We start from the raw sequence: 17,337 nt of genomic DNA, 5'->3' as shown, positions 1-17,337 counted from the left end.
AGTTAAGTCTCACGGTGTGCGGGGCACTCTGGTGAGGTTATCCGACGACGTCGCGTAGTACATGCGCTTCGACGGGCGGGATGTCCCGCTTAACCTGGCGCGGCGTCAACAAGCTACTCGTGAGTAGCCTTGGCCAGCGGTTTTTCCGCACCGCGTATCTGCCCGTGACCTGCGCCACTTACGATGAACGTGGCCGATTGGCCCTCCATGTGACTGGTTAGAGTCCGACCCGACCCGCTTCCGACGTCGGGCCGCCAACAAAGACGTTGTCATAGCAACGCAGACGAGACGGTGAGTACATGGATCTCTTCGAATATCAGGCGAAGGAGCTCTTCGTTAAGCACGGAGTGCCTTCGTCCGAGGGCCGCGTCACGGACACAGCCGAGGACGCCCGCGCCATCGCCGAGGAAATCGGCAAGCCGGTGATGATCAAATCCCAGGTGAAGGTCGGCGGCCGCGGTAAGGCCGGTGGCGTGAAGTACGCCGCCACCCCGGAGGACGCGTTCACGCACGCGTCGAACATCCTGGGCCTGGATATCAAGGGACACATCACCAAGAAGATCCTTGTCGCCGAAGCCAAGGACATCGCGGAGGAGTACTACATCTCCTTCCTGCTGGATCGCTCCAACCGCACCTACCTGGCCATGTGCTCGGTCGAAGGCGGCATGGAGATCGAAGAGGTCGCCGAGAAGACCCCCGAGCGCCTCGCCAAGGTTCCCGTCGACGCCGTCAAGGGCGTCGACCTCGCGTTCGCGCGTTCCATCGCCGAGCAGGGCCACCTGCCCGCCGAGGTGCTCGATGCCGCGGCCGTGACCATCCAGAAGCTGTGGGAGGTCTTCATCGGAGAAGACGCCACCCTGGTCGAGGTCAACCCGCTGGTGCGCACCCCCGAAGGCGAGATCCTCGCCCTCGACGGCAAGGTCACCCTGGACGAGAACGCCGAATTCCGGCAGCCGGGCCACGCGGAGTTCGCCGACCTCGACGCGACCGACCCGCTCGAGCTCAAGGCCAAGGAAAACGACCTCAACTACGTCAAGCTCGACGGTGAGGTCGGCATCATCGGCAACGGCGCCGGTCTGGTCATGTCCACCCTGGACGTCGTCGCCTACGCCGGCGAGGCCCACGGTGGCGTCAAGCCCGCCAACTTCCTCGACATCGGCGGCGGCGCCTCGGCCGAGGTCATGGCCGCGGGCCTGGACGTCATCCTGGGTGACGAGCAGGTCAAGAGTGTGTTCGTGAACGTCTTCGGTGGCATCACCGCCTGTGACGCGGTCGCCAACGGCATCGTGAAGGCGCTGGAAATCCTTGGCGCCGAGGCGAACAAGCCGCTGGTCGTCCGTCTCGACGGCAACAAGGTCGACGAGGGTCGCAAGATTCTCGCCGATGCCGCGCACCCGCTCATCACGCTTGCGCAGACAATGGACGAAGGCGCCGACAAGGCCGCCGAACTGGCTGCCGCCCGCTAACGACGGCCGAGTTAAGGACAAACACAGAATGTCTATTTTCCTGAACAAGGACTCCAAGGTCATCGTCCAGGGCATCACCGGCGGCGAGGGCACCAAGCACACCGCACTGATGCTGAAGGCGGGCACCCAGGTTGTCGGCGGCGTGAACGCGCGCAAGGCCGGCACCACCGTCTCGCACACCGACAAAGACGGCAACGCCGTCGAGCTGCCGGTGTTCGGCACCGTCGAAGAGGCCATGAAGGAGACCGGCGCGGACGTGTCGATCGCCTTCGTGCCGCCGAAGTTCTCCAAGGACGCCATCATCGAGGCCATCGACGCGGAGATCCCGCTGCTCGTGGTCATCACCGAGGGCATCCCGGTGCAGGACACCGCCTACGCGTGGGCCTACAACGTGGAGAAGGGTCAGAAGACCCGCATCATCGGCCCGAACTGCCCCGGCATCATCACCCCCGGTGAGTCGCTGGTCGGCATCACCCCGGCCAACATCACCGGCAAGGGCCCGATCGGCTTGGTCTCCAAGTCCGGCACCCTGACCTACCAGATGATGTACGAGCTGCGCGATTTCGGCTTCTCCACCGCCATCGGCATCGGCGGCGACCCGGTCATCGGCACCACCCACATCGACGCCATCGAGGCGTTCGAGAAGGATCCCGAGACCAAGCTCATCGTCATGATCGGCGAGATCGGCGGCGACGCCGAGGAGCGGGCCGCGGCCTACATCAAGGCCAACGTGACCAAGCCGGTCGTCGGCTACGTCGCGGGCTTCACCGCGCCCGAGGGCAAGACCATGGGCCACGCCGGCGCCATCGTCTCCAGCGGTGGCGGTACCGCCCAGGCCAAGCAGGAGGCCCTGGAGGCCGCGGGCGTGAAGGTCGGCAAGACCCCGTCCGCGACCGCCGCACTGGCGCGCGAAATCCTGGAAAAGGGCTAGATCATCGCCTGATTCGCGACAAATGTACGAAGGCCGCTCTCAGAACCTGAGGGCGGCCTTTGTATTTGGCGTTCCAGCAAGGCGTCCGGTTGGTTGAGGGTGACCGCAGCGGACGAGTGCAGTAGCGTCAAGTGAGGTTCCAGACGTATTAAGCACGAAAACGATCGACCTAGGAGACGACGACATGTCATACCCGACCGGGGGCTCCGGGTACAACACACCCGCGACGCCTTCCGCACCAAGCACAAGCAACCTCGGCCAGCAGGCCAGTGGCGGCAGTTCAGGCGCGAGTGCTTCCGGGTCCGAGGGCAAAGGACTTCCGTTCTTCCTGCTGATCGGTGTCGCCGCGCTCGGTGCGCTGAACTTCCTGCTCGGATTCCTGCCGTACGCGACCTTCTCCGACGCGGACCTGAGCCTGAGCGGATTCACCACCGGGCTCACCGGTGTGCTCGTCGTGCTGTTGTTCAGCGGACTGGCCGCCGGGCTGTCGCTGCTGCCCGGCCAGGACTGGAAGGCGATCTCCGCGGCCGCGGCGGTCGCGGGCTTCCTCGGCGTGGCGGTCCAAGCGTTCAGTCTCCCTGATCAATACGAATCCGGGATCGGCGCGTGGGTTCTGCTGTTCCTGGGTCTGGTGCAGGCTGCGCTGGCCGCCGCCGTCGTGCTGTTCGCGATGGGCATCGTGAAGGCGCCCGCGCCCAAGCCGGCGTCCGCGCAGCAGGGCCAGCAGAGCGGATACGGTTCGCCGCAGGGCGGATACGGCCAGCAGTCCTTCGGCGGCCAGGGCCAGGCGGGCCAGCCCTATGGTCAGCAGTCCTTCGGGCAGCAGGGCGGTCAGCCCGGTTTCGGCAGCTCCACCGGGGGCCAGTACCAGCAGCCGGGCCAGTCCTACGGTCAGCAGCCGGGCCAGTCCTACGGCCAGCAGAGCCAGCCGGGTCAGCAGCAGGCCGCCTACGGTCAGCAGCCGGGATACGGCCAGCAGCCCGGTTACGGTGTGCCGCAGCAGGGTTCGCCGTACGGGCAGACCGCGCAGCCGCGTCCGGACGACAGCGCGACCCAGCACTTCGCCAGCCCGCAGGCCGGCCAGCAGTACAGCGGTACGCCGAGCTACGGTCAGCAGCCGGGGCAGGCGAGCCAGCCGTTCGGCGGCGAGCAGGGTGAGGATCCGGCCAACAAGGCCACCCGCGCCTTCCGTCCGTCGGATGACCAGCAGCAGTAATTCCTGAACCCCCAGAGCCGGTGCTCGCCAACTTCTTTGGCGAGCACCGGCTCTGTGTTTTCCGCGCCCCGCCGTCCGCCCTTCCGGCGCGCCTGGCCCGCTCGAAGTCCGAGGGATGCGAGGCTTGATTTGTCTTATGAGCGAATGGAGTGAGCGAATCGACACCGCAGCCTCCCAAGAGCACATGCCGGAGCCGAGCGTCAGCGAGGCGGAGGTATGAGCTCCTCCAGAAATAGTCTCGAGCGCTGGACCGGCGGCTCCCAAGGGAATGGCGCCCGCTCGACCAAGGCTCGCAAGCCCGACTCCGGCGAGGACGGGGCCTTCCTGGCCCTGACCCCGGAACGCGGCCGGGCCCTGCTGCTGGTGGCCGCCCGCCCGGCGGCGCTGACCTTGACCGCCATGACCGTGCTCGTCTTCGCGACGTTGCTGACCGCGCGCAGCGGGCTGGCCGGTACCTCGGGCGCCATCGCGGCGAGCTGGCTTGCGGCGCATCAGGTTCCGCTGGTGATCGGCAACACACAGCTGGGCCTGCTGCCGTTGCTGCCGACCGGGCTGGTGTTGTGGCTGACCTGGCGGGAGACCGCCCGCGCGGTGGAACCGGACAGTTCCCGCGCCGATCTCACCTGGCTGGCCGGCGCCGCGGTGGCGGGACCGCTGCTGGTCACCGCCGTCTGCTCGGCCGTCGCCGAGGATGCCTCCGGCGTGGTCGCGTTGCAGCCGCCGAACGCCCTCGCCGCGTTCGGCTGGGTGCTTCTTCTACAGCTGATCGCGGCGGCGGGCGGTATCGCCAGTCGCAGTGGCCACCAGCTGGTTTCGCGGCTGGAACTGCCCGAATGGGTGATCGCCGCCGGATACGCCGCGCGCCGCACCGTGCTGCGCCTGCTCGCCGGCGGGACCGCGGTGACCGTGCTGTCGTTCCTGCTGCACTGGTCGCGCATCGGCGATACCTATCAGGCCGCGCACGACGCGGTCGGGGTGCTCGGCCTGACGGTGCTGTCGCTGGCCTACCTGCCGAACGTGGTGCTCGGCGCGGTCGGGGTGCTGGTCGGCGCGGGCGCGCAGTTCGGCGAGGTGTCGATCGGCCTGTTCTCCGTTGTGGGCGGCCCGATTCCGGCGGTGCCGGTGCTGGCGGCGCTGCCCTCCGGGCCTGCGGCAACCTGGTGGCTGGTGTTCCTGCTGATCCCGGCGGGCCTCGGCGCGTGGAACGGCCTGGACTGCGGACGCACCTCGCCCGATCAGGCCACCTCGCCGTGGGCAACGCTCACCTCCGCCGCCCTCACCAGCATGGCGCTGACCCTGCTGGCCGCGATCGGCGGTGGCATGCTCGGCAGTTTCGGCCGGGTAGGCCTGGAGCTGCCGGTCTTCGGGCTGCTGGTCTTCGGGTGGCTCGCGATCGCCGGATACGCCGGCCTGATGTTCGCGCGCTGGTTCGTGGTCCCGGTCGGCACCGTGCCGAGGCTCGCCAAGCCCGCTGCGGCCGGAGCGCCCGACGACGACCACACCTACTTCGACGATCACGGCGAGTACGACGAGCACGCCTACGACGACGGCTACGACGACGACCCGGACGGTCACTACCACGACGAGGACTACTACGAAGACGACTACCCCGACTACGACGGCCCCGACCTCGAAGTCGAGGTAGACGGCGAACTCGTCGAGGAGGACGCGGCCGAGATCCCGGTCGCGAGCGAGTCGGCAAGCGCCACAACCGCTCCGGACATCGTCGACGCCGAAGTGGTCGACCCCGATCCCGACCCCGACCCGCGCCCTTACTTCCGGAGTCGTTGACCGGTCGGGAGTGAGCTGAGCGACACCACTAGGCTCTACGACGGCGGCAGTTCGGTTGCCCGCCGTCCCATCGATTCGCAGGAGTAGAACCCTGACGTCCTCGACTGCCCCGTGGATGCCCAGCGCGGCACCGGCCACCGTCGTCGTGCTCGCCTCCGGCACGGGGTCGTTGCTGCGCGCATTACTGGATGCCGCGAGCTCCGCCGATTTCCCGGCGAAGATCGTCGCGGTCGGGGTGGACCGGCAGTGCGCTGCGACCGAGCACGCCGAAGCCACGGGGGTGCCCCATTTCAAGGTGGCCCTGAAGGATTTCGCCGACCGGGCCGCGTGGGATGTCGCGCTCACCGCAGCGGTCACCGAATACCAGCCGGACCTGGTCGTCTCGGCAGGCTTCATGAAGATCCTCGGCCCCACGTTCCTGGAGCGGTTCGGCGGCCGGATCATCAATACCCATCCCGCGCTGCTGCCCGCGTTCCCGGGCGCGCACGGCGTGCGTGACGCGCTCGCCTACGGGGTGAAGGTCACCGGTTCGACGGTGCACCTGGTCGATTCGGGCGTGGACACCGGGCCGATCCTCGCGCAGGAGGCGGTCACCGTGCTGCCCGGCGACGACGAGGCGAGCTTGCACGAGCGCATCAAAGTTGTCGAGCGACGGTTGCTGGCGGAGGTTGTCGCCGCCGTCGCGACGCGAGGCATTGTCTCCGACGGACGAAAGGCAGTAATTCCAAATGAGTGATCGCAGGCCGATCAAGCGGGCGCTGGTCAGCGTCTACGACAAGACCGGGCTCATCGAGCTCGCGACCGGCCTGCACGCCGCCGGGATCGAGCTGGTGTCGACCGGTTCGACGGCGGGCAAGATCGCCGCCGCCGATATCCCGGTGACGAAAGTGGAAGACCTGACCGGGTTCCCGGAGACCCTGGACGGCCGAGTGAAGACCCTGCACCCGCGCGTGCACGCGGGCATCCTCGCCGACTCCCGCAAGGATGAGCACGTCGCGCAGCTGGTCGAGCTGGGCGTCGAGGCGTTCGAACTGGTCGTGGTGAACCTGTACCCGTTCACCCAGACCGTGGCCAGTGGCGCCACCCCCGACGAGTGCGTCGAGCAGATCGACATCGGCGGCCCGTCCATGGTGCGCGCCGCCGCCAAGAACCATCCGTCGGTGGCCGTGGTCGTGGACACCGGCGACTACGACCAGGTGCTCGCGGCCGTGCAGTCCGGCGGTTTCACCCTGCCCGAGCGGACGGCGTTGGCGGCCAAGGCTTTCCAGCACACCGCAAGCTATGACGTGGCCGTGGCCAGCTGGATGACCAACGTGCACGTCCCCGGCGTCGGCGGCACGGCCGCCGGTTTCCCGGGCTGGCTCGGCGGCACCTGGGAGCGCACCGCGGTGCTGCGCTACGGCGAGAACCCGCACCAGGCGGCGGCGCTGTACGCCAACAACGACGGCACCCAGGGCCTGGCCCAGGCACAGCAGTTGCACGGCAAGGAAATGTCGTATAACAACTACACCGACGCCGACGCCGCGTGGCGCGCCGCCTACGACCACGACGCGCCCGCCGTCGCGATCATCAAGCACGCCAACCCCTGTGGCATCGCGATCGGCGCGGACATCGCCGAAGCCCACCGCAAGGCCCACGCCTGCGACCCGGTCAGCGCGTTCGGCGGCGTGATCGCGGCCAACCGCGAGGTCACCGTGCAGATGGCCGAGCAGGTCGCCGATATCTTCACCGAGGTCATTGTCGCACCGTCCTACGCCCACGGTGCGGTGGAAGTGTTGCAGCGCAAGAAGAACGTGCGTATCCTGGTCGCCGAACCGCCGCAGCGCGCGGGCGCCGAATTGCGTCCGATCAGCGGCGGCGCGCTGCTGCAGCAGCGTGACGTCCTCGACGCCGAGGGTGACGACCCGGCCAACTGGACCCTCGCCTCGGGCGACGCGGTCGACGCGGACACCCTCGCCGACCTCCAATTCGCTTGGCGCGCATGCCGTGCCGTGAAGTCCAACGCCATCCTGCTGGCCCACGAGGGCGCCTCCGTCGGCGTCGGGATGGGTCAGGTCAACCGGGTCGACGCCGTGCAGCTCGCGGTGCAGCGCGCCGGGGACCGCGCCAAGGGTTCGGTGGCCGCCTCCGACGCCTTCTTCCCCTTCCCGGATGGCCCGCAGCAGCTGATCCAGGCCGGCGTCCGCGCCATCGTGCAGCCGGGCGGCTCGGTCCGTGATCAGGAGACCATCGATCTCGCCCGCGAGGCCGGAGTCACGCTGTACCTCACGGGGTCTCGCCACTTCGCGCACTGAGCGCGGTAATACTCCGAACGCCACGCCGGACCAGGTCCGGCGTGGCGTTCGGCGTTCCGGGCGAGCTACTCTTCGCCGGCCTGATGACGGCGGTCGGCCTCGGCCTGCCGGGCGTCCTCTTGACGGCGGGCCTCGCGGCGCTGCGCTTCGGCCCGCTCCTTCAGGCGGCGCAGGAACTCTTCGTCGTCTTCCGGATTCTGGGCGACGTAGCGGCCGGGGCGGTCGTACTCGGAATAGCGGGTGGTCGAGCGCGGCTTGGCGTCGACGGGGCGGCCCAGCAGCAGCCACAGGATGGCGCCCACGGTGGGGACCAGGATGATGATGACCAGCCACAGACCCTTCGGCAGCTGGCGCACCTCGGAGTCCGGGCTCATGATCACGTCGATCAGGCAGTACACCCACAGGGCAAGCGTGATCAGACCGACGACGGCGTACGGCATGTGTCCCCTCCTCGCACCGCAACCTCCTGCGGCTCCACGACAACGCCGAACCGTATCAGACAACAGAAACGGGTGCACCGGCCGATTCGCACCGCGGAGACCTGCTCGTTTCGTAGGCTGGCCGGATGATCAAGGGCACGATGGCGCGGTTCGCGGTGATCGGCGCGATGGCGCTCGGGTCGGTCACTTTCGGCGGTCACCAGGCGTCAGCGGCGCCTGCCGCGCCGCTGACAGTTCCCACGCTGCAGAGCTGGGTGGCGGGCGGCTCGGGGTTCACTCTCGGTGCGCACGCGCGGATCCTGTACGCCGAGGATTCTCTTCGGGACACCGCAACGGAATTCGCGGGCGGACTCGGGCGGGCCACCGGCAAAGATGTTGTCGCGCAGGCGGGTTCGTCGGGCGTCCCCGGCGATATCGTGCTGCGCATCTCGGCTGTACCGGAGGCGCCGAATACGCCTGAGGCCTACCGGATTTCGGTGGGGGACACACTCGAGCTACAGGGTGCGGACGCGTCCGGGGCCTTCTATGCGACCCGTTCAGCACTGCAACTCTTGCGGCGTGACCCCACCATTCCCGGTGGTGTGGTCACGGATTGGCCCGAGTACGCCGAGCGTGGCCTGATGCTGGATGTGGGCCGCGAGTTCATGCCGGTCGAGATGCTGCGTGCCCAGATCCGGCGAATGGGCATGCTCAAGCTGAACATGCTGCACCTGCACCTGTCCGACAGTTTCGGCTTCCGGCTGCAGAGCGCCAGGCACCCGGAAATCACCGCGCCGGAGCACTATTCGCAGCAGGACATCCGCGATTTGGTCGCCTACGCGGCGCGATACCAGGTCGAGATCGTGCCAGAGGTCGACTTCCCAGGGCATATGAACGGCGTCCTCGCCGCCTACCCGGACTTGAAGCTGCGCAGCGCCGAGGGCGTGGTGTCGGACGCGGCAATCGATATCTCGAACCCGCGCAGCTATGACCTGATGCGCGACATCCTCGAGGAGTTCCTGCCGCTGTTCCCCGGCCGCTACTGGCATCTCGGCGCGGACGAGTTCCTGCTCGACGGATTGAAAGTGCGCAGCTACGACGACTACCCGCAGCTGGGGGAGTACGCCCGCGCAACCTACGGACCACAGGCCGAACCCGTGGACGCCTTTCTCGGGCTGATCAACTGGGGTGCAGATATCGTGCGTGCACACGGTAAACGTCCACGGATCTGGAACGACGGCTTGCACACGGGGGAAGGGACCCTCGCGATCGGCAGCGATATCGTCGTCGACTACTGGAGCCGCGCCGGCATCCCGCAGCTACCGCTACCGTTCTTCGGAATCGCCCGCCCGCCACAGGATCTCATCGCAGCGGGCCATCAGCTGAAGAACGCCGCATTCCTGCCGACCTACTACGTGACCGGCGGCCCGGCGGCCGCGATCGCGAATCAGCCGCCGATCCTCGGCTATGAACTCTGGGATCCAGCGATCTTCGTCGACGGCTCCCGCCTCGCACCCGCCCAGAACGCCTCGAATCTCGGTGCAAGCCTGCACGTCTGGTGCGACGACCCAACCGCCCAAACCCCCGACCAGATCGCGATCTCCATCACCACCCCTTTACGCATCATGGCCCAAAAAACCTGGTCCCACCCCCACCCGATCCCCTACCCCCAATTCACCGCTCTCGCCGACTCCGTCGCCGAACCGACCTAACCCCCCCGCTGTCCTTCACAGCACATGTTGACGCTTCACAACTTCTGTAGCCGGCTGCTGGTGCTGTGAAGCGGTAAGCAGTGCTGTGAGGCTTCGGAAGACCAGTGCGAGATCAGGCTGCGCTCAGGACTTTTCGGTCGTTCAGGGCGGCCTTGAGGGGGATCTCCATAGTTGCGAAGACGATCTCCATCGTGCACATTCGGCCGACTGCGTCGGCGCGGGTGCCGGAGCGGAGTTCGATGGTGACTGTTTTGTCGGTCTCGGTGGTGGTGACGTCCACGCCGTAGCAGGCGGGATTGCCGGTTTCGAAGTTGACGGCGAGCTTGTCTGGGGCGAGGCGCTTCCAGGATGTGAACGGAATCGGGTGCGGGGTAACGATTGTGGGGTCCGCGGTGAGGAGTTTGCCCGGGCTTGCATCGGGGTCCTCGGTCGGGGTGGCCGCCGTGGTGGTGGTCGGTGCGGTCGAGTTCGGTTGTGCGACATCGCTGTCGGAGTCGCCGCACCCGGTGAGGCCGATGGCCAGCGCGAGGGCGGCAATGAGGGGTCGGGCTCCCGGCATCCGGTACATAAACCAACCCTAGTCGAGGGCACCTCCGGTTCCGCTTCGAGCGGACTGCGGGCCGAGCAGACGTTACTTTTCAGCAAATCGCTGGCCGGAATCCGCGGCCGGGCGGCGAACTCGCAGTACATTCGCCCCTGATGCGCGCCACGAGTGGGCGGGCATCGCTGTGAGATGCACTGCTACCTCTGCGAAAGGACCATCAGTGGGCGACACACTGCGCGTCGGCGAAGAACTCGGGCTCGGCCAGTCTCTGACCAACGGTGCGTACACCCTGGCACTGCAACCGGACGGCAATCTGGTGCTGTCCGAGCCGGGCGGAAATGTGGTGTGGGCCGCCCAGACTCACGGTCAGGATGTGCAGAAAGCAGTGTTGCAGCAGGATGGCAACTTCGTGGTGTACAAGGGCGACGGCTCGGCCGCCTGGTCCACCGAGACCAACGGCAAGAGCGTGGACCGCCTCACCGTGCAGCCCGACCGCAATGTCGTCCTCTACGGCGCCGACGGCGGCGCGGTCTGGGCCACGGACACCAAGACCGACAACCCGATCGAAGCGCCCGCGGCGGAACCGGCCGCGGCCCCGCCGGCCGAGGGCGGCCGGTCCTACACCGTCGAGCCGGGCGACACCATGTGGGCGATCGCCGAGCGCTTCCTCGGCGACGGCAACCGCTACCAGGAGATCGCCGATGCCAGCGGCATCGACAATCCGGATTCGATTCAGCCCGGCCAGGAGCTCAAGATCCCGTAGCCACGGCAAACGACAAGCGGGCCCCGAAGCATTCGGGGCCCGCTTTCGTCTGCACGACCTACTTGCTGGTGAACGGCAGCAGCGCCATCTCGCGCGCGTTCTTCACCGCGACGGCGACCTGCCGCTGCTGCTGCGGGGTCAGTCCTGTGACGCGACGGCTGCGGATCTTGCCGCGGTCGGAGATGAAGGTGCGCAACAGGTTCACGTCTTTGTAGTCGACGGTTTCGATCCCCGCGGCGATGAGCGGGTTCTTCTTGGGCTTGCGGGCCTGTTCGGCGCGAACCTTCTTCGACGGTGCTCGCTTGACTGCCATATCAGGGTTTCCTTCTGCGGGATCGGTGGTTTCTACCAGCTCGCTTTGCTCACACCGGGGAGTTCGCCTCGGTGGGCCATCTCGCGCACACGTACACGGGAGAGTCCGAACTTCCGGAGGTGACCGCGTGGACGTCCGTCCGCAGCGTCCCGATTGCGCAATCGTACCGGACTGGCGTCTCTGGGCAGCCGCTGCAGCGCCGCCTGGGCCGCGGCCCGCGCGTCCTCCGGCGTGCCCGGTTTGCGGATGATTTCCTTGAGCTCGGCGCGGCGAGCCGCGTAGCGCGCCACCACTTCCCGGCGCTGTTCATTGCGTGCGATCTTCGACTTCTTGGCCATCTAGCGCTCCTCGCGGAAGTCCACGTGCTTGCGCACAACGGGGTCGTACTTCTTCAGCACCATGCGGTCCGGGTCGTTGCGCCGGTTCTTGCGCGTGACGTAGGTGTAGCCGGTGCCGGCGGTGGACTTCAGCTTGACGATCGGCCGCAGTTCGGTCGATTTGGATGCCATCGTGTGCTCCTAGATCTTCTCGCCGCGGGCGCGCAGGCGGGTGACGACCGCCTCGATACCGTCCCGGTCGATGGTCTTGATGCCCTTGGTGGAGACGGTCAGCGTGATGCGCCGGTCCTCGCTGGGCAGGTAGTAGGTCTTGCGCTGGATATTGGGGTTCCAACGCCGGTTCGTCCGCTTGTGCGAGTGCGATACGGACTTGCCGAAGCCGGGCTTACGCCCGGTGACCTGGCAGTGGGCCGACATGCTGGCTCCCTCCAGTAGATGACAATCATTTTCGACAACGACTGATTCAGACTGTAGCGTTGCTCTTCGGTTAATGGAAATCGTTGTCGAAAGGAGTTCCCGGTGGCTGTTCTCGAGCGCACGCCGGTCGTGCTGATCGCGGGCTTCGCGGGACGTGCCACCCAGGGGGTGGACCATCTCGCCGCCGCACTGCGGCAGGCTGCGGGCACGGTCGTGGTCCGGCACGAGCTGAGCGAACTGCGCGAGGGCATCGTGCGGCGCACGGTGTGGCAGGACGGACGCGAGAGCACCGAGGTGCTGGAGCTGGCGCACGGCTGCGTCTCCTGCACGTTGCGCGCCGATCTGCTGCCGCTGCTGTGCAAGCTGTCCGCCCGGGATTCGGTGGATCGCATTGTGCTGGCGCTGGATCCGGCCTTCGAGGCCGAAGCCGTGTGCCAGGCCATCGAGGGTGTCGTGGTGGCCGGGATCGTCGGCCGCGTGGACGGCCCGGCCGGGCGGGACGTGCGCGTCGAGGCCGTGCTGACCTGCCTGGACACCCAGACCTGGCTGGCCGACGCCACCGGCGACGAGACCCTCGCCGAGCGTGGCCTGGCCGCGGCCGACGACGACCGCACGGTCGCGCAGGTGGCCGTCGGACAGGTCGACTTCGCCGACGCCCTGGTGGCGCTCGGCCCCGCCGTCGACGCATTGGACCAGGCTCGGCTCGCGGAGGTGCTGGCCCGGTTGGTGCCCGACGCCCCGGTCTGCTGGAGCGAAGACCTCGCCACGGTCGGCACCGCCGAGATCGAGAAGCTGCTGGCGCGGATCCCCGCCGGTTCGCGCCGTGGCCGGATTTTCGACGCGCACGCTCCGCTGCTGCGCGGTCAGCCCCCGCTGGGCACCGAGCACGGCGTGACGCTCATCGAGTTCGCCGCGAGCCGTCCGTTCCATCCCGAACGCCTGCACGAAGCCCTGGACGTGCTGTTCGAAGGCGTGGTCACCGCGCGCGGCCGGATGTGGCTGGCCACCCAGCCCGGCGAGGTGGTGTGGCTGGAGTCCGCGGGCGGTGGCCTGCGGGTCGGCGGCGCCGGGCGCTGGCTCGCCGCGATGCCGGCGGACGAAGTGGCGCAGGCGGATCCGGCCCGGCGCGCGCTCGCGGCGCTGCGCTGGGACGACACCTTCGGCGACCGCGATATCTCGCTGGTGATCCTGGCGCACGACGCCGATCCCGCCGATATCCGCCACGCCCTGCACTGGGCGCTGGTGGAGGACGACGAACTGCGCCTGGTCGAACGCGCACCCGAGCGGGTGGCGCAGTGGGAAGACCCGTTCGGCGAGTGGCACCAAGACCCCTGTGCGGACTCCGAATCGGCCCCCGCGCAGCCGAATTCTCAGAGAGGAGAAGGTAAGTGAAAGCAGGAATTCATCCGGACTACCACCCCGTGGTGTTCGAGGACCAGAGCACCGGCAAGCGGTTTCTGACCCGCTCCACCGCGACCAGCGCGCGCACCATCGAATGGGCGGACGGCAACACCTATCCGCTGCTGGTGGTGGACGTCACCTCGGATTCGCACCCGTTCTGGACCGGCACCAGCCGGGTCATGGATACCCAGGGCCGGGTGGAGAAGTTCGAGCGCAAGTACGGCCGGCGCAACCCGCGCGCGAGCAAGGAGAGCTGACATGGCGGTGCCGAAGCGGCGGATGTCGCGCTCCAACACCCGCAGTCGCCGGGCCCAGTGGAAGGCGACCCCGCCGGACCTGGTCGAGGTCAAGGTCGGCAGTGTGGCGCACAAGGTTCCGCGCCGCCTGGTCAAGGCCGTGCAGCTCGGACTGGTCGACCCGACGCGCCTTTAGAGCGCGAACCCCGTCATCCCGGCAGGCCGCAAGGCGTGCCGGGATGGCAGGGCGCAGTGATCAGCCTTCTTTGTCGGCCAGTTCGACCAGCGTCGAGGCCAGCTGGAAATACTTGTTCTTGCCCAGATCGGCAATGGTCTTGATCTTCAGGGCCGCCAGCACCTTGTCGTGCTCTTCGGTGAGCCCGGCCAGGGCGGACGGTGGGGCGGACAGGATTTCGTCGAGCGTCTTGTCCTCGTAGGCCTTATCGAGCACCTTGTCGAGCACTACGTTGACGGCCATGTGAACACTCCTTACAGACGATCACCAGGGGTTGCCACGGTATCTCGCATGTGGGGCATATCGGGCCGGAAATCAAAGGTGATCTGGGGCAATCAGCCAGCTACTGATCTCGTGGAAAGCACCTGGAGTTTTTCCGAAAGCCCAGCTAGCGGGCCGATAACCATGGGGGGAATTGCGTACTGCGAGTTGGTTTTTGGTGACCGTAAAAGTCCCAATGCAGTGATGAAATCGTGTCGTGCCGCCGGTACATTCATTCGCGAGGGCGGGTTCTCCCGGGTAACCGAGAGAACCCGCTCATCGCCAAAATTGGCGCCCCCGCCGACTTGCTACCTGGCCCGATCGCGTTGGATCGCAGACAGTGGCCACGGCCAGCGCGGCCCCTCCAAGCGCCGCACCTCCGCCAGCAATTCATCGACCTGCACGCGCAACGCCTCGGTGTCGTCCTCCAGCTCGTCGATCCGGCGCAGCGCCGCCGCCAGCCCGTCGACCAGCGTCAGATTCCGTCCCTCGGCGTCGGTACCCAGCTGCGGCCACCCGGACAAACCCGGCCCGCGCAGCTGAATCTGGATATCCCGCAGCACTTCCTCTTGTTCCGGCGTCACGTCCGGCTCCTCCTGTACGAAATCCCACTGCCCGAAATCCGCGGTCTCCGCGACATTCACATCGCAGACCACGCCGCCGACCACCGGCTGACGCAGTGTCTGATGGATATTGCGGCGCGACTCCACATTTCCGCCCGACCAGGCGTCGGTCTGCCAGGCCCACACCGCGTGCCCGGAATCCAGCGCCCGGCTCACCGGCCAATAGCCGCCGTAGATACCGATATTCGCGCGACCCAGCACCGTCGCCGCGCCATCCAGATAGGCGTTGATCGGGACCTGCTGCTGCGGCGTGGCATCGAAATCGACCGAGAAATAGATGGGCCGGTCGGTGCGCCCGCCGCAGCGCAGCACCTGCGCCAGCCCCAGCTCGGCGTCCAGCGCGCCCGCGTCGTAGCCCTCGAGCATCCGATCGGCATAGGTCTCCCAGTTCGAAGCGATCGAAACTCCGTGCGCCCGAAGGTCATCCGCCTCGGCGGGAGTGAGCAGCTTGCCCGGCAGCGAGGGCCCGCCGGAGCTGAGATACCGCACCACGAAATCGAATCCGGCCGCTCGGATGGCCGCGCCGCCTGGACGCCCACCCGCATAGTCCAGTCCGAACCGCATGTCTCCCACTGTAAGTCGCGCTCACATTCGGTCGCGCGACTTCGCGTCGATCAGCCTGGCTGCCCCACCGGGGTCTCTTCGGTCAGCGTGGACTCGAACGGCCGGCGCAGCGGCGCCAGCAGCACCGCGGCGATCGGCACGGCCAAGGTGAGCAGACCCACCACGAATGCCGGATAGGCGAAGTCGAACAGCTCGATGCCGTTGGACACCGGCACACCGGGCTCGATGTCGACCTCGATCGCGGACATGGCGAGCATCTGCGCGGCTACGACGGTCGCCCCGGCCAGCAGCGCGGCGCCCACCCGGGCCCGCACCGAGTCCCGGTAGGTCAGCGTCAGCCAGAGCGCGCCGACGAACCCGAGCACCGCGACCACGCCGACGAAGTACAGCGGCCAGGTCTCGACAGACACCGTGCCACGCACGCGCACCGCGTGCACGCCCAGCATCACCGTGGTCACCAGCCCGAGCGCCGCGATCGCGCCGCCCGCCAGCGAGCGCGTCAGCTGGGACCGGTTCCCCGCGAGCACCAGCCCGAGCAGGCAACCCAGGGTGGCTGGCGCCAGCCCCGCCGCGATCGGGCCGACCTCGTAGCGCACCGGACTGTCCGACACCGAGAAGCCCAGCAGCAGCACCAAACTCGTCAGCCAGAACCCGATCCCGCCGATCGAGATCGCGCCGATGGTCAGCCAGCCCAGCGCGGCCCGCGTCGAGATGTCCGGCGTTCCCGCGTGCCGGATGCAGATCAGGCCGATCAGCGCCCCGAGCGCGGACACCGCGAAGGCCAGCCCGAGCATCCAGTTGCCCATGGCGAAGTAGTCGATCTCAGACATGACGGCCGGTCCGCTCGAACTCCTGGGCCGTCAACCGCATCAGGGCGTATTCGGTGATCGCGGCCAGCGTGCGCCGCACCTCCTCGGCGCTGCGCGCGTCGATATCGATGATCGGCACACCCTCCCGGATCGAGAGCGCCTCGCGCACCTCGTTCAGCGGGAACCGCGGCGCGCCGGGGAACCGGTTGATCGCCACCAGGAACGGCAGCTTGCGGGACTCGAAGTAGTCGACCGGCGCGAAACTGTCCTCGATCCGGCGGGTGTCCACCAGCACGACCGCGCCGATCGCGCCGCGCACCAGGTCGTCCCACATGAACCAGAACCGGCGCTGCCCCGGCGTACCGAACAGGTACAGCACCATGTTGTTCGGCAGGATGATCCGGCCGAAGTCCATGGCCACCGTGGTGGTGGTCTTGTCCGGGGTGACCGAGAGGTCGTCCACGCCGTCGGAGGCGTCGGTCACCAGGGCTTCGGTGCGCAGCGGCACGATCTCCGACACCGCCCCGACGAAAGTCGTCTTGCCGGCGCCGAATCCGCCCGCGATGACGATCTTGGTCGACGCGGTGCGGGCTTCTTCGAGCCCGAAGGTCTTAAAGGGCGCGGATTCCACGCAGGGTCCTCTCCATCAGGGCACGGCGCTCGTCGTAACTCGCGTCGTCGGTCAAGGTCGAATGCACGCGCAGGGAGCCCGCGACCACCAGATCGCCGATCATCACCCGGACCAGCCCCAGCGGGCGCTCCAGACGACCGGCGATCTCGGCCACGGACAGTCGCTGAGTACCTAGGTGCAGGAGTTCCATCCGGATATCGCCGGCCGGCCAAGCCGGGTAGGACGGAAACGACACCGTCTCGATCACCGCCTCCAACGGCAGATCGACGGTGGATGCGGTGCGTCCTCCGGTGAGGGCGTAGGGCCGCACCCGGCCAGGCCGGCGCGGCGACTCGCCAGTGCTGTACGGGTCGACAGGGCTGGGCACAGGCGG

The 17,337-nt window shown here is 67.7% G+C and carries 22 protein-coding genes; 11 read left to right on the top strand and 11 right to left on the bottom strand.

Going from position 1 to position 17,337, the window contains the following annotated elements:
• Positions 1–299: 299 nt before the first annotated feature.
• The 6 genes from sucC (at position 300) to purH (ending at position 7,698) form a co-directional block, all read left to right on the top strand.
• A complete protein-coding gene (gene sucC, locus IBX22_RS13595; RefSeq protein WP_194815947.1) occupies positions 300–1,466 on the top strand; it encodes an ADP-forming succinate--CoA ligase subunit beta in 1,167 nt (388 codons plus the stop codon).
• Between the two features lie 28 nt (positions 1,467–1,494).
• A complete protein-coding gene (gene sucD / locus IBX22_RS13590; RefSeq protein ID WP_194815946.1) occupies positions 1,495–2,397 on the top strand; it encodes a succinate--CoA ligase subunit alpha in 903 nt (300 codons plus the stop codon).
• A gap of 184 nt (positions 2,398–2,581) precedes the next feature.
• On the top strand, positions 2,582–3,613 hold the full coding sequence (locus IBX22_RS13585) for a DUF5336 domain-containing protein (RefSeq protein WP_194815945.1): 1,032 nt from the start codon (positions 2,582–2,584) through the stop codon (positions 3,611–3,613).
• 216 nt (positions 3,614–3,829) lie between these two features.
• Positions 3,830–5,404, top strand: a complete 1,575-nt coding sequence (locus IBX22_RS13580) for a DUF6350 family protein (protein WP_194815944.1) — start codon at positions 3,830–3,832, stop codon at positions 5,402–5,404.
• Between the two features lie 115 nt (positions 5,405–5,519).
• On the top strand, positions 5,520–6,140 hold the full coding sequence (gene purN / locus IBX22_RS13575) for a phosphoribosylglycinamide formyltransferase (protein WP_194815943.1): 621 nt from the start codon (positions 5,520–5,522) through the stop codon (positions 6,138–6,140).
• Entirely contained in the window at positions 6,133–7,698 is a 1,566-nt protein-coding gene (gene purH / locus IBX22_RS13570) for a bifunctional phosphoribosylaminoimidazolecarboxamide formyltransferase/IMP cyclohydrolase (RefSeq protein ID WP_194815942.1), read from the top strand. The genes purN and purH overlap by 8 nt, the downstream gene beginning before the upstream one ends.
• A 65-nt stretch (positions 7,699–7,763) precedes the next feature.
• On the opposite strand, the gene IBX22_RS13565 is transcribed toward purH, so the two are convergent.
• A complete protein-coding gene (locus IBX22_RS13565; RefSeq protein WP_194815941.1) occupies positions 7,764–8,138 on the bottom strand; it encodes a PLD nuclease N-terminal domain-containing protein in 375 nt (124 codons plus the stop codon).
• 125 nt (positions 8,139–8,263) lie between these two features.
• On the opposite strand from IBX22_RS13565, the gene IBX22_RS13560 reads away from it, so the two are divergent.
• Positions 8,264–9,829, top strand: a complete 1,566-nt coding sequence (locus IBX22_RS13560) for a family 20 glycosylhydrolase (protein ID WP_194815940.1) — start codon at positions 8,264–8,266, stop codon at positions 9,827–9,829.
• A 112-nt stretch (positions 9,830–9,941) separates the two neighbouring features.
• Here IBX22_RS13560 and IBX22_RS13555 read toward each other — a convergent pair whose 3' ends face one another.
• Positions 9,942–10,397 carry a hypothetical protein gene (locus tag IBX22_RS13555; protein WP_228538808.1) on the bottom strand — a complete coding sequence of 152 codons (456 nt, stop codon included), beginning with the start codon at positions 10,395–10,397 and terminating at the stop codon, positions 9,942–9,944.
• A gap of 196 nt (positions 10,398–10,593) precedes the next feature.
• On the opposite strand from IBX22_RS13555, the gene IBX22_RS13550 reads away from it, so the two are divergent.
• Positions 10,594–11,136 (top strand): LysM peptidoglycan-binding domain-containing protein, encoded by a 543-nt coding sequence (locus IBX22_RS13550; protein ID WP_194815939.1) that lies wholly within the window; start codon positions 10,594–10,596, stop codon positions 11,134–11,136.
• 58 nt (positions 11,137–11,194) lie between these two features.
• Here IBX22_RS13550 and rpsR read toward each other — a convergent pair whose 3' ends face one another.
• The 4 genes from rpsR to rpmB are packed head-to-tail and all read right to left on the bottom strand — an operon-like array spanning position 11,195 to position 12,204.
• Positions 11,195–11,449, bottom strand: coding sequence for a 30S ribosomal protein S18 (gene rpsR, locus IBX22_RS13545; protein WP_194815938.1), 255 nt, complete (start codon positions 11,447–11,449; stop codon positions 11,195–11,197).
• A gap of 32 nt (positions 11,450–11,481) precedes the next feature.
• Positions 11,482–11,787, bottom strand: a complete 306-nt coding sequence (gene rpsN, locus IBX22_RS13540; RefSeq protein WP_194815937.1) for a 30S ribosomal protein S14 — start codon at positions 11,785–11,787, stop codon at positions 11,482–11,484.
• On the bottom strand, positions 11,788–11,958 hold the full coding sequence (rpmG, locus tag IBX22_RS13535; protein WP_194815936.1) for a 50S ribosomal protein L33: 171 nt from the start codon (positions 11,956–11,958) through the stop codon (positions 11,788–11,790). It lies immediately after the preceding gene.
• Between the two features lie 9 nt (positions 11,959–11,967).
• Positions 11,968–12,204, bottom strand: coding sequence for a 50S ribosomal protein L28 (gene rpmB, locus IBX22_RS13530; protein WP_194815935.1), 237 nt, complete (start codon positions 12,202–12,204; stop codon positions 11,968–11,970).
• Between the two features lie 102 nt (positions 12,205–12,306).
• On the opposite strand from rpmB, the gene mrf reads away from it, so the two are divergent.
• From mrf to rpmF, 3 genes are read left to right on the top strand one after another with little or no spacing between them, the layout of a single operon-like run.
• Positions 12,307–13,596: a ribosome hibernation factor-recruiting GTPase MRF gene (gene mrf / locus IBX22_RS13525; RefSeq protein WP_194815934.1), complete on the top strand. Its 1,290-nt coding sequence runs from the start codon at positions 12,307–12,309 to the stop codon at positions 13,594–13,596.
• Positions 13,593–13,862, top strand: coding sequence for a type B 50S ribosomal protein L31 (locus IBX22_RS13520; protein WP_194815933.1), 270 nt, complete (start codon positions 13,593–13,595; stop codon positions 13,860–13,862). Before mrf ends, IBX22_RS13520 begins: the two co-directional genes overlap by 4 nt.
• 1 nt (position 13,863) lies before the next feature.
• A complete protein-coding gene (rpmF, locus tag IBX22_RS13515; protein ID WP_194815932.1) occupies positions 13,864–14,037 on the top strand; it encodes a 50S ribosomal protein L32 in 174 nt (57 codons plus the stop codon).
• A gap of 60 nt (positions 14,038–14,097) precedes the next feature.
• Here the strand turns inward: rpmF and IBX22_RS13510 are convergent, their stop codons facing one another.
• From IBX22_RS13510 to IBX22_RS13490, 5 genes are all read right to left on the bottom strand, one after another.
• Positions 14,098–14,319 carry a hypothetical protein gene (locus tag IBX22_RS13510; RefSeq protein WP_194815931.1) on the bottom strand — a complete coding sequence of 74 codons (222 nt, stop codon included), beginning with the start codon at positions 14,317–14,319 and terminating at the stop codon, positions 14,098–14,100.
• A gap of 326 nt (positions 14,320–14,645) precedes the next feature.
• Positions 14,646–15,524, bottom strand: coding sequence for a DUF1906 domain-containing protein (locus IBX22_RS13505; protein ID WP_194815930.1), 879 nt, complete (start codon positions 15,522–15,524; stop codon positions 14,646–14,648).
• A 50-nt stretch (positions 15,525–15,574) separates the two neighbouring features.
• Complete coding sequence (locus tag IBX22_RS13500) at positions 15,575–16,354, bottom strand: hypothetical protein (protein WP_194815929.1); 780 nt, start codon at positions 16,352–16,354, stop codon at positions 15,575–15,577.
• Positions 16,347–16,964: an ATP/GTP-binding protein gene (locus IBX22_RS13495; RefSeq protein ID WP_309234600.1), complete on the bottom strand. Its 618-nt coding sequence runs from the start codon at positions 16,962–16,964 to the stop codon at positions 16,347–16,349. The genes IBX22_RS13500 and IBX22_RS13495 overlap by 8 nt, the downstream gene beginning before the upstream one ends.
• Positions 16,945–17,331 carry a DUF742 domain-containing protein gene (locus tag IBX22_RS13490; RefSeq protein WP_194815928.1) on the bottom strand — a complete coding sequence of 129 codons (387 nt, stop codon included), beginning with the start codon at positions 17,329–17,331 and terminating at the stop codon, positions 16,945–16,947. The genes IBX22_RS13495 and IBX22_RS13490 overlap by 20 nt, the downstream gene beginning before the upstream one ends.
• Positions 17,332–17,337 lie beyond the last annotated feature (6 nt).

The sequence above is a fragment of the Nocardia sp. XZ_19_385 genome, assembly GCF_015355755.1.
GTDB lineage: Bacteria > Actinomycetota > Actinomycetes > Mycobacteriales > Mycobacteriaceae > Nocardia.
The sequence above is the reverse complement of the archived record's forward strand: the minus strand, read 5'-3'. Positions and strand labels throughout refer to the sequence as shown.

Coding starts and splice junctions, on each gene's coding strand:
- IBX22_RS13565 (WP_194815941.1), bottom strand. CDS start 8,138: ATGCCGTACGCCGTCGTCGGTCTGATCACGCTTGCCCTGTGGGTGTAC.
- sucD (WP_194815946.1), top strand. CDS start 1,495: ATGTCTATTTTCCTGAACAAGGACTCCAAGGTCATCGTCCAGGGCATC.
- purN (WP_194815943.1), top strand. CDS start 5,520: ATGCCCAGCGCGGCACCGGCCACCGTCGTCGTGCTCGCCTCCGGCACG.
- IBX22_RS13505 (WP_194815930.1), bottom strand. CDS start 15,524: ATGCGGTTCGGACTGGACTATGCGGGTGGGCGTCCAGGCGGCGCGGCC.
- sucC (WP_194815947.1), top strand. CDS start 300: ATGGATCTCTTCGAATATCAGGCGAAGGAGCTCTTCGTTAAGCACGGA.
- purH (WP_194815942.1), top strand. CDS start 6,133: ATGAGTGATCGCAGGCCGATCAAGCGGGCGCTGGTCAGCGTCTACGAC.
- rpmB (WP_194815935.1), bottom strand. CDS start 12,204: ATGTCGGCCCACTGCCAGGTCACCGGGCGTAAGCCCGGCTTCGGCAAG.
- rpsN (WP_194815937.1), bottom strand. CDS start 11,787: ATGGCCAAGAAGTCGAAGATCGCACGCAATGAACAGCGCCGGGAAGTG.
- IBX22_RS13560 (WP_194815940.1), top strand. CDS start 8,264: ATGATCAAGGGCACGATGGCGCGGTTCGCGGTGATCGGCGCGATGGCG.
- IBX22_RS13580 (WP_194815944.1), top strand. CDS start 3,830: ATGAGCTCCTCCAGAAATAGTCTCGAGCGCTGGACCGGCGGCTCCCAA.
- IBX22_RS13585 (WP_194815945.1), top strand. CDS start 2,582: ATGTCATACCCGACCGGGGGCTCCGGGTACAACACACCCGCGACGCCT.
- IBX22_RS13510 (WP_194815931.1), bottom strand. CDS start 14,319: ATGGCCGTCAACGTAGTGCTCGACAAGGTGCTCGATAAGGCCTACGAG.
- IBX22_RS13500 (WP_194815929.1), bottom strand. CDS start 16,354: ATGTCTGAGATCGACTACTTCGCCATGGGCAACTGGATGCTCGGGCTG.
- rpmF (WP_194815932.1), top strand. CDS start 13,864: ATGGCGGTGCCGAAGCGGCGGATGTCGCGCTCCAACACCCGCAGTCGC.
- rpsR (WP_194815938.1), bottom strand. CDS start 11,449: ATGGCAGTCAAGCGAGCACCGTCGAAGAAGGTTCGCGCCGAACAGGCC.
- IBX22_RS13555 (WP_228538808.1), bottom strand. CDS start 10,397: ATGTACCGGATGCCGGGAGCCCGACCCCTCATTGCCGCCCTCGCGCTG.
- rpmG (WP_194815936.1), bottom strand. CDS start 11,958: ATGGCATCCAAATCGACCGAACTGCGGCCGATCGTCAAGCTGAAGTCC.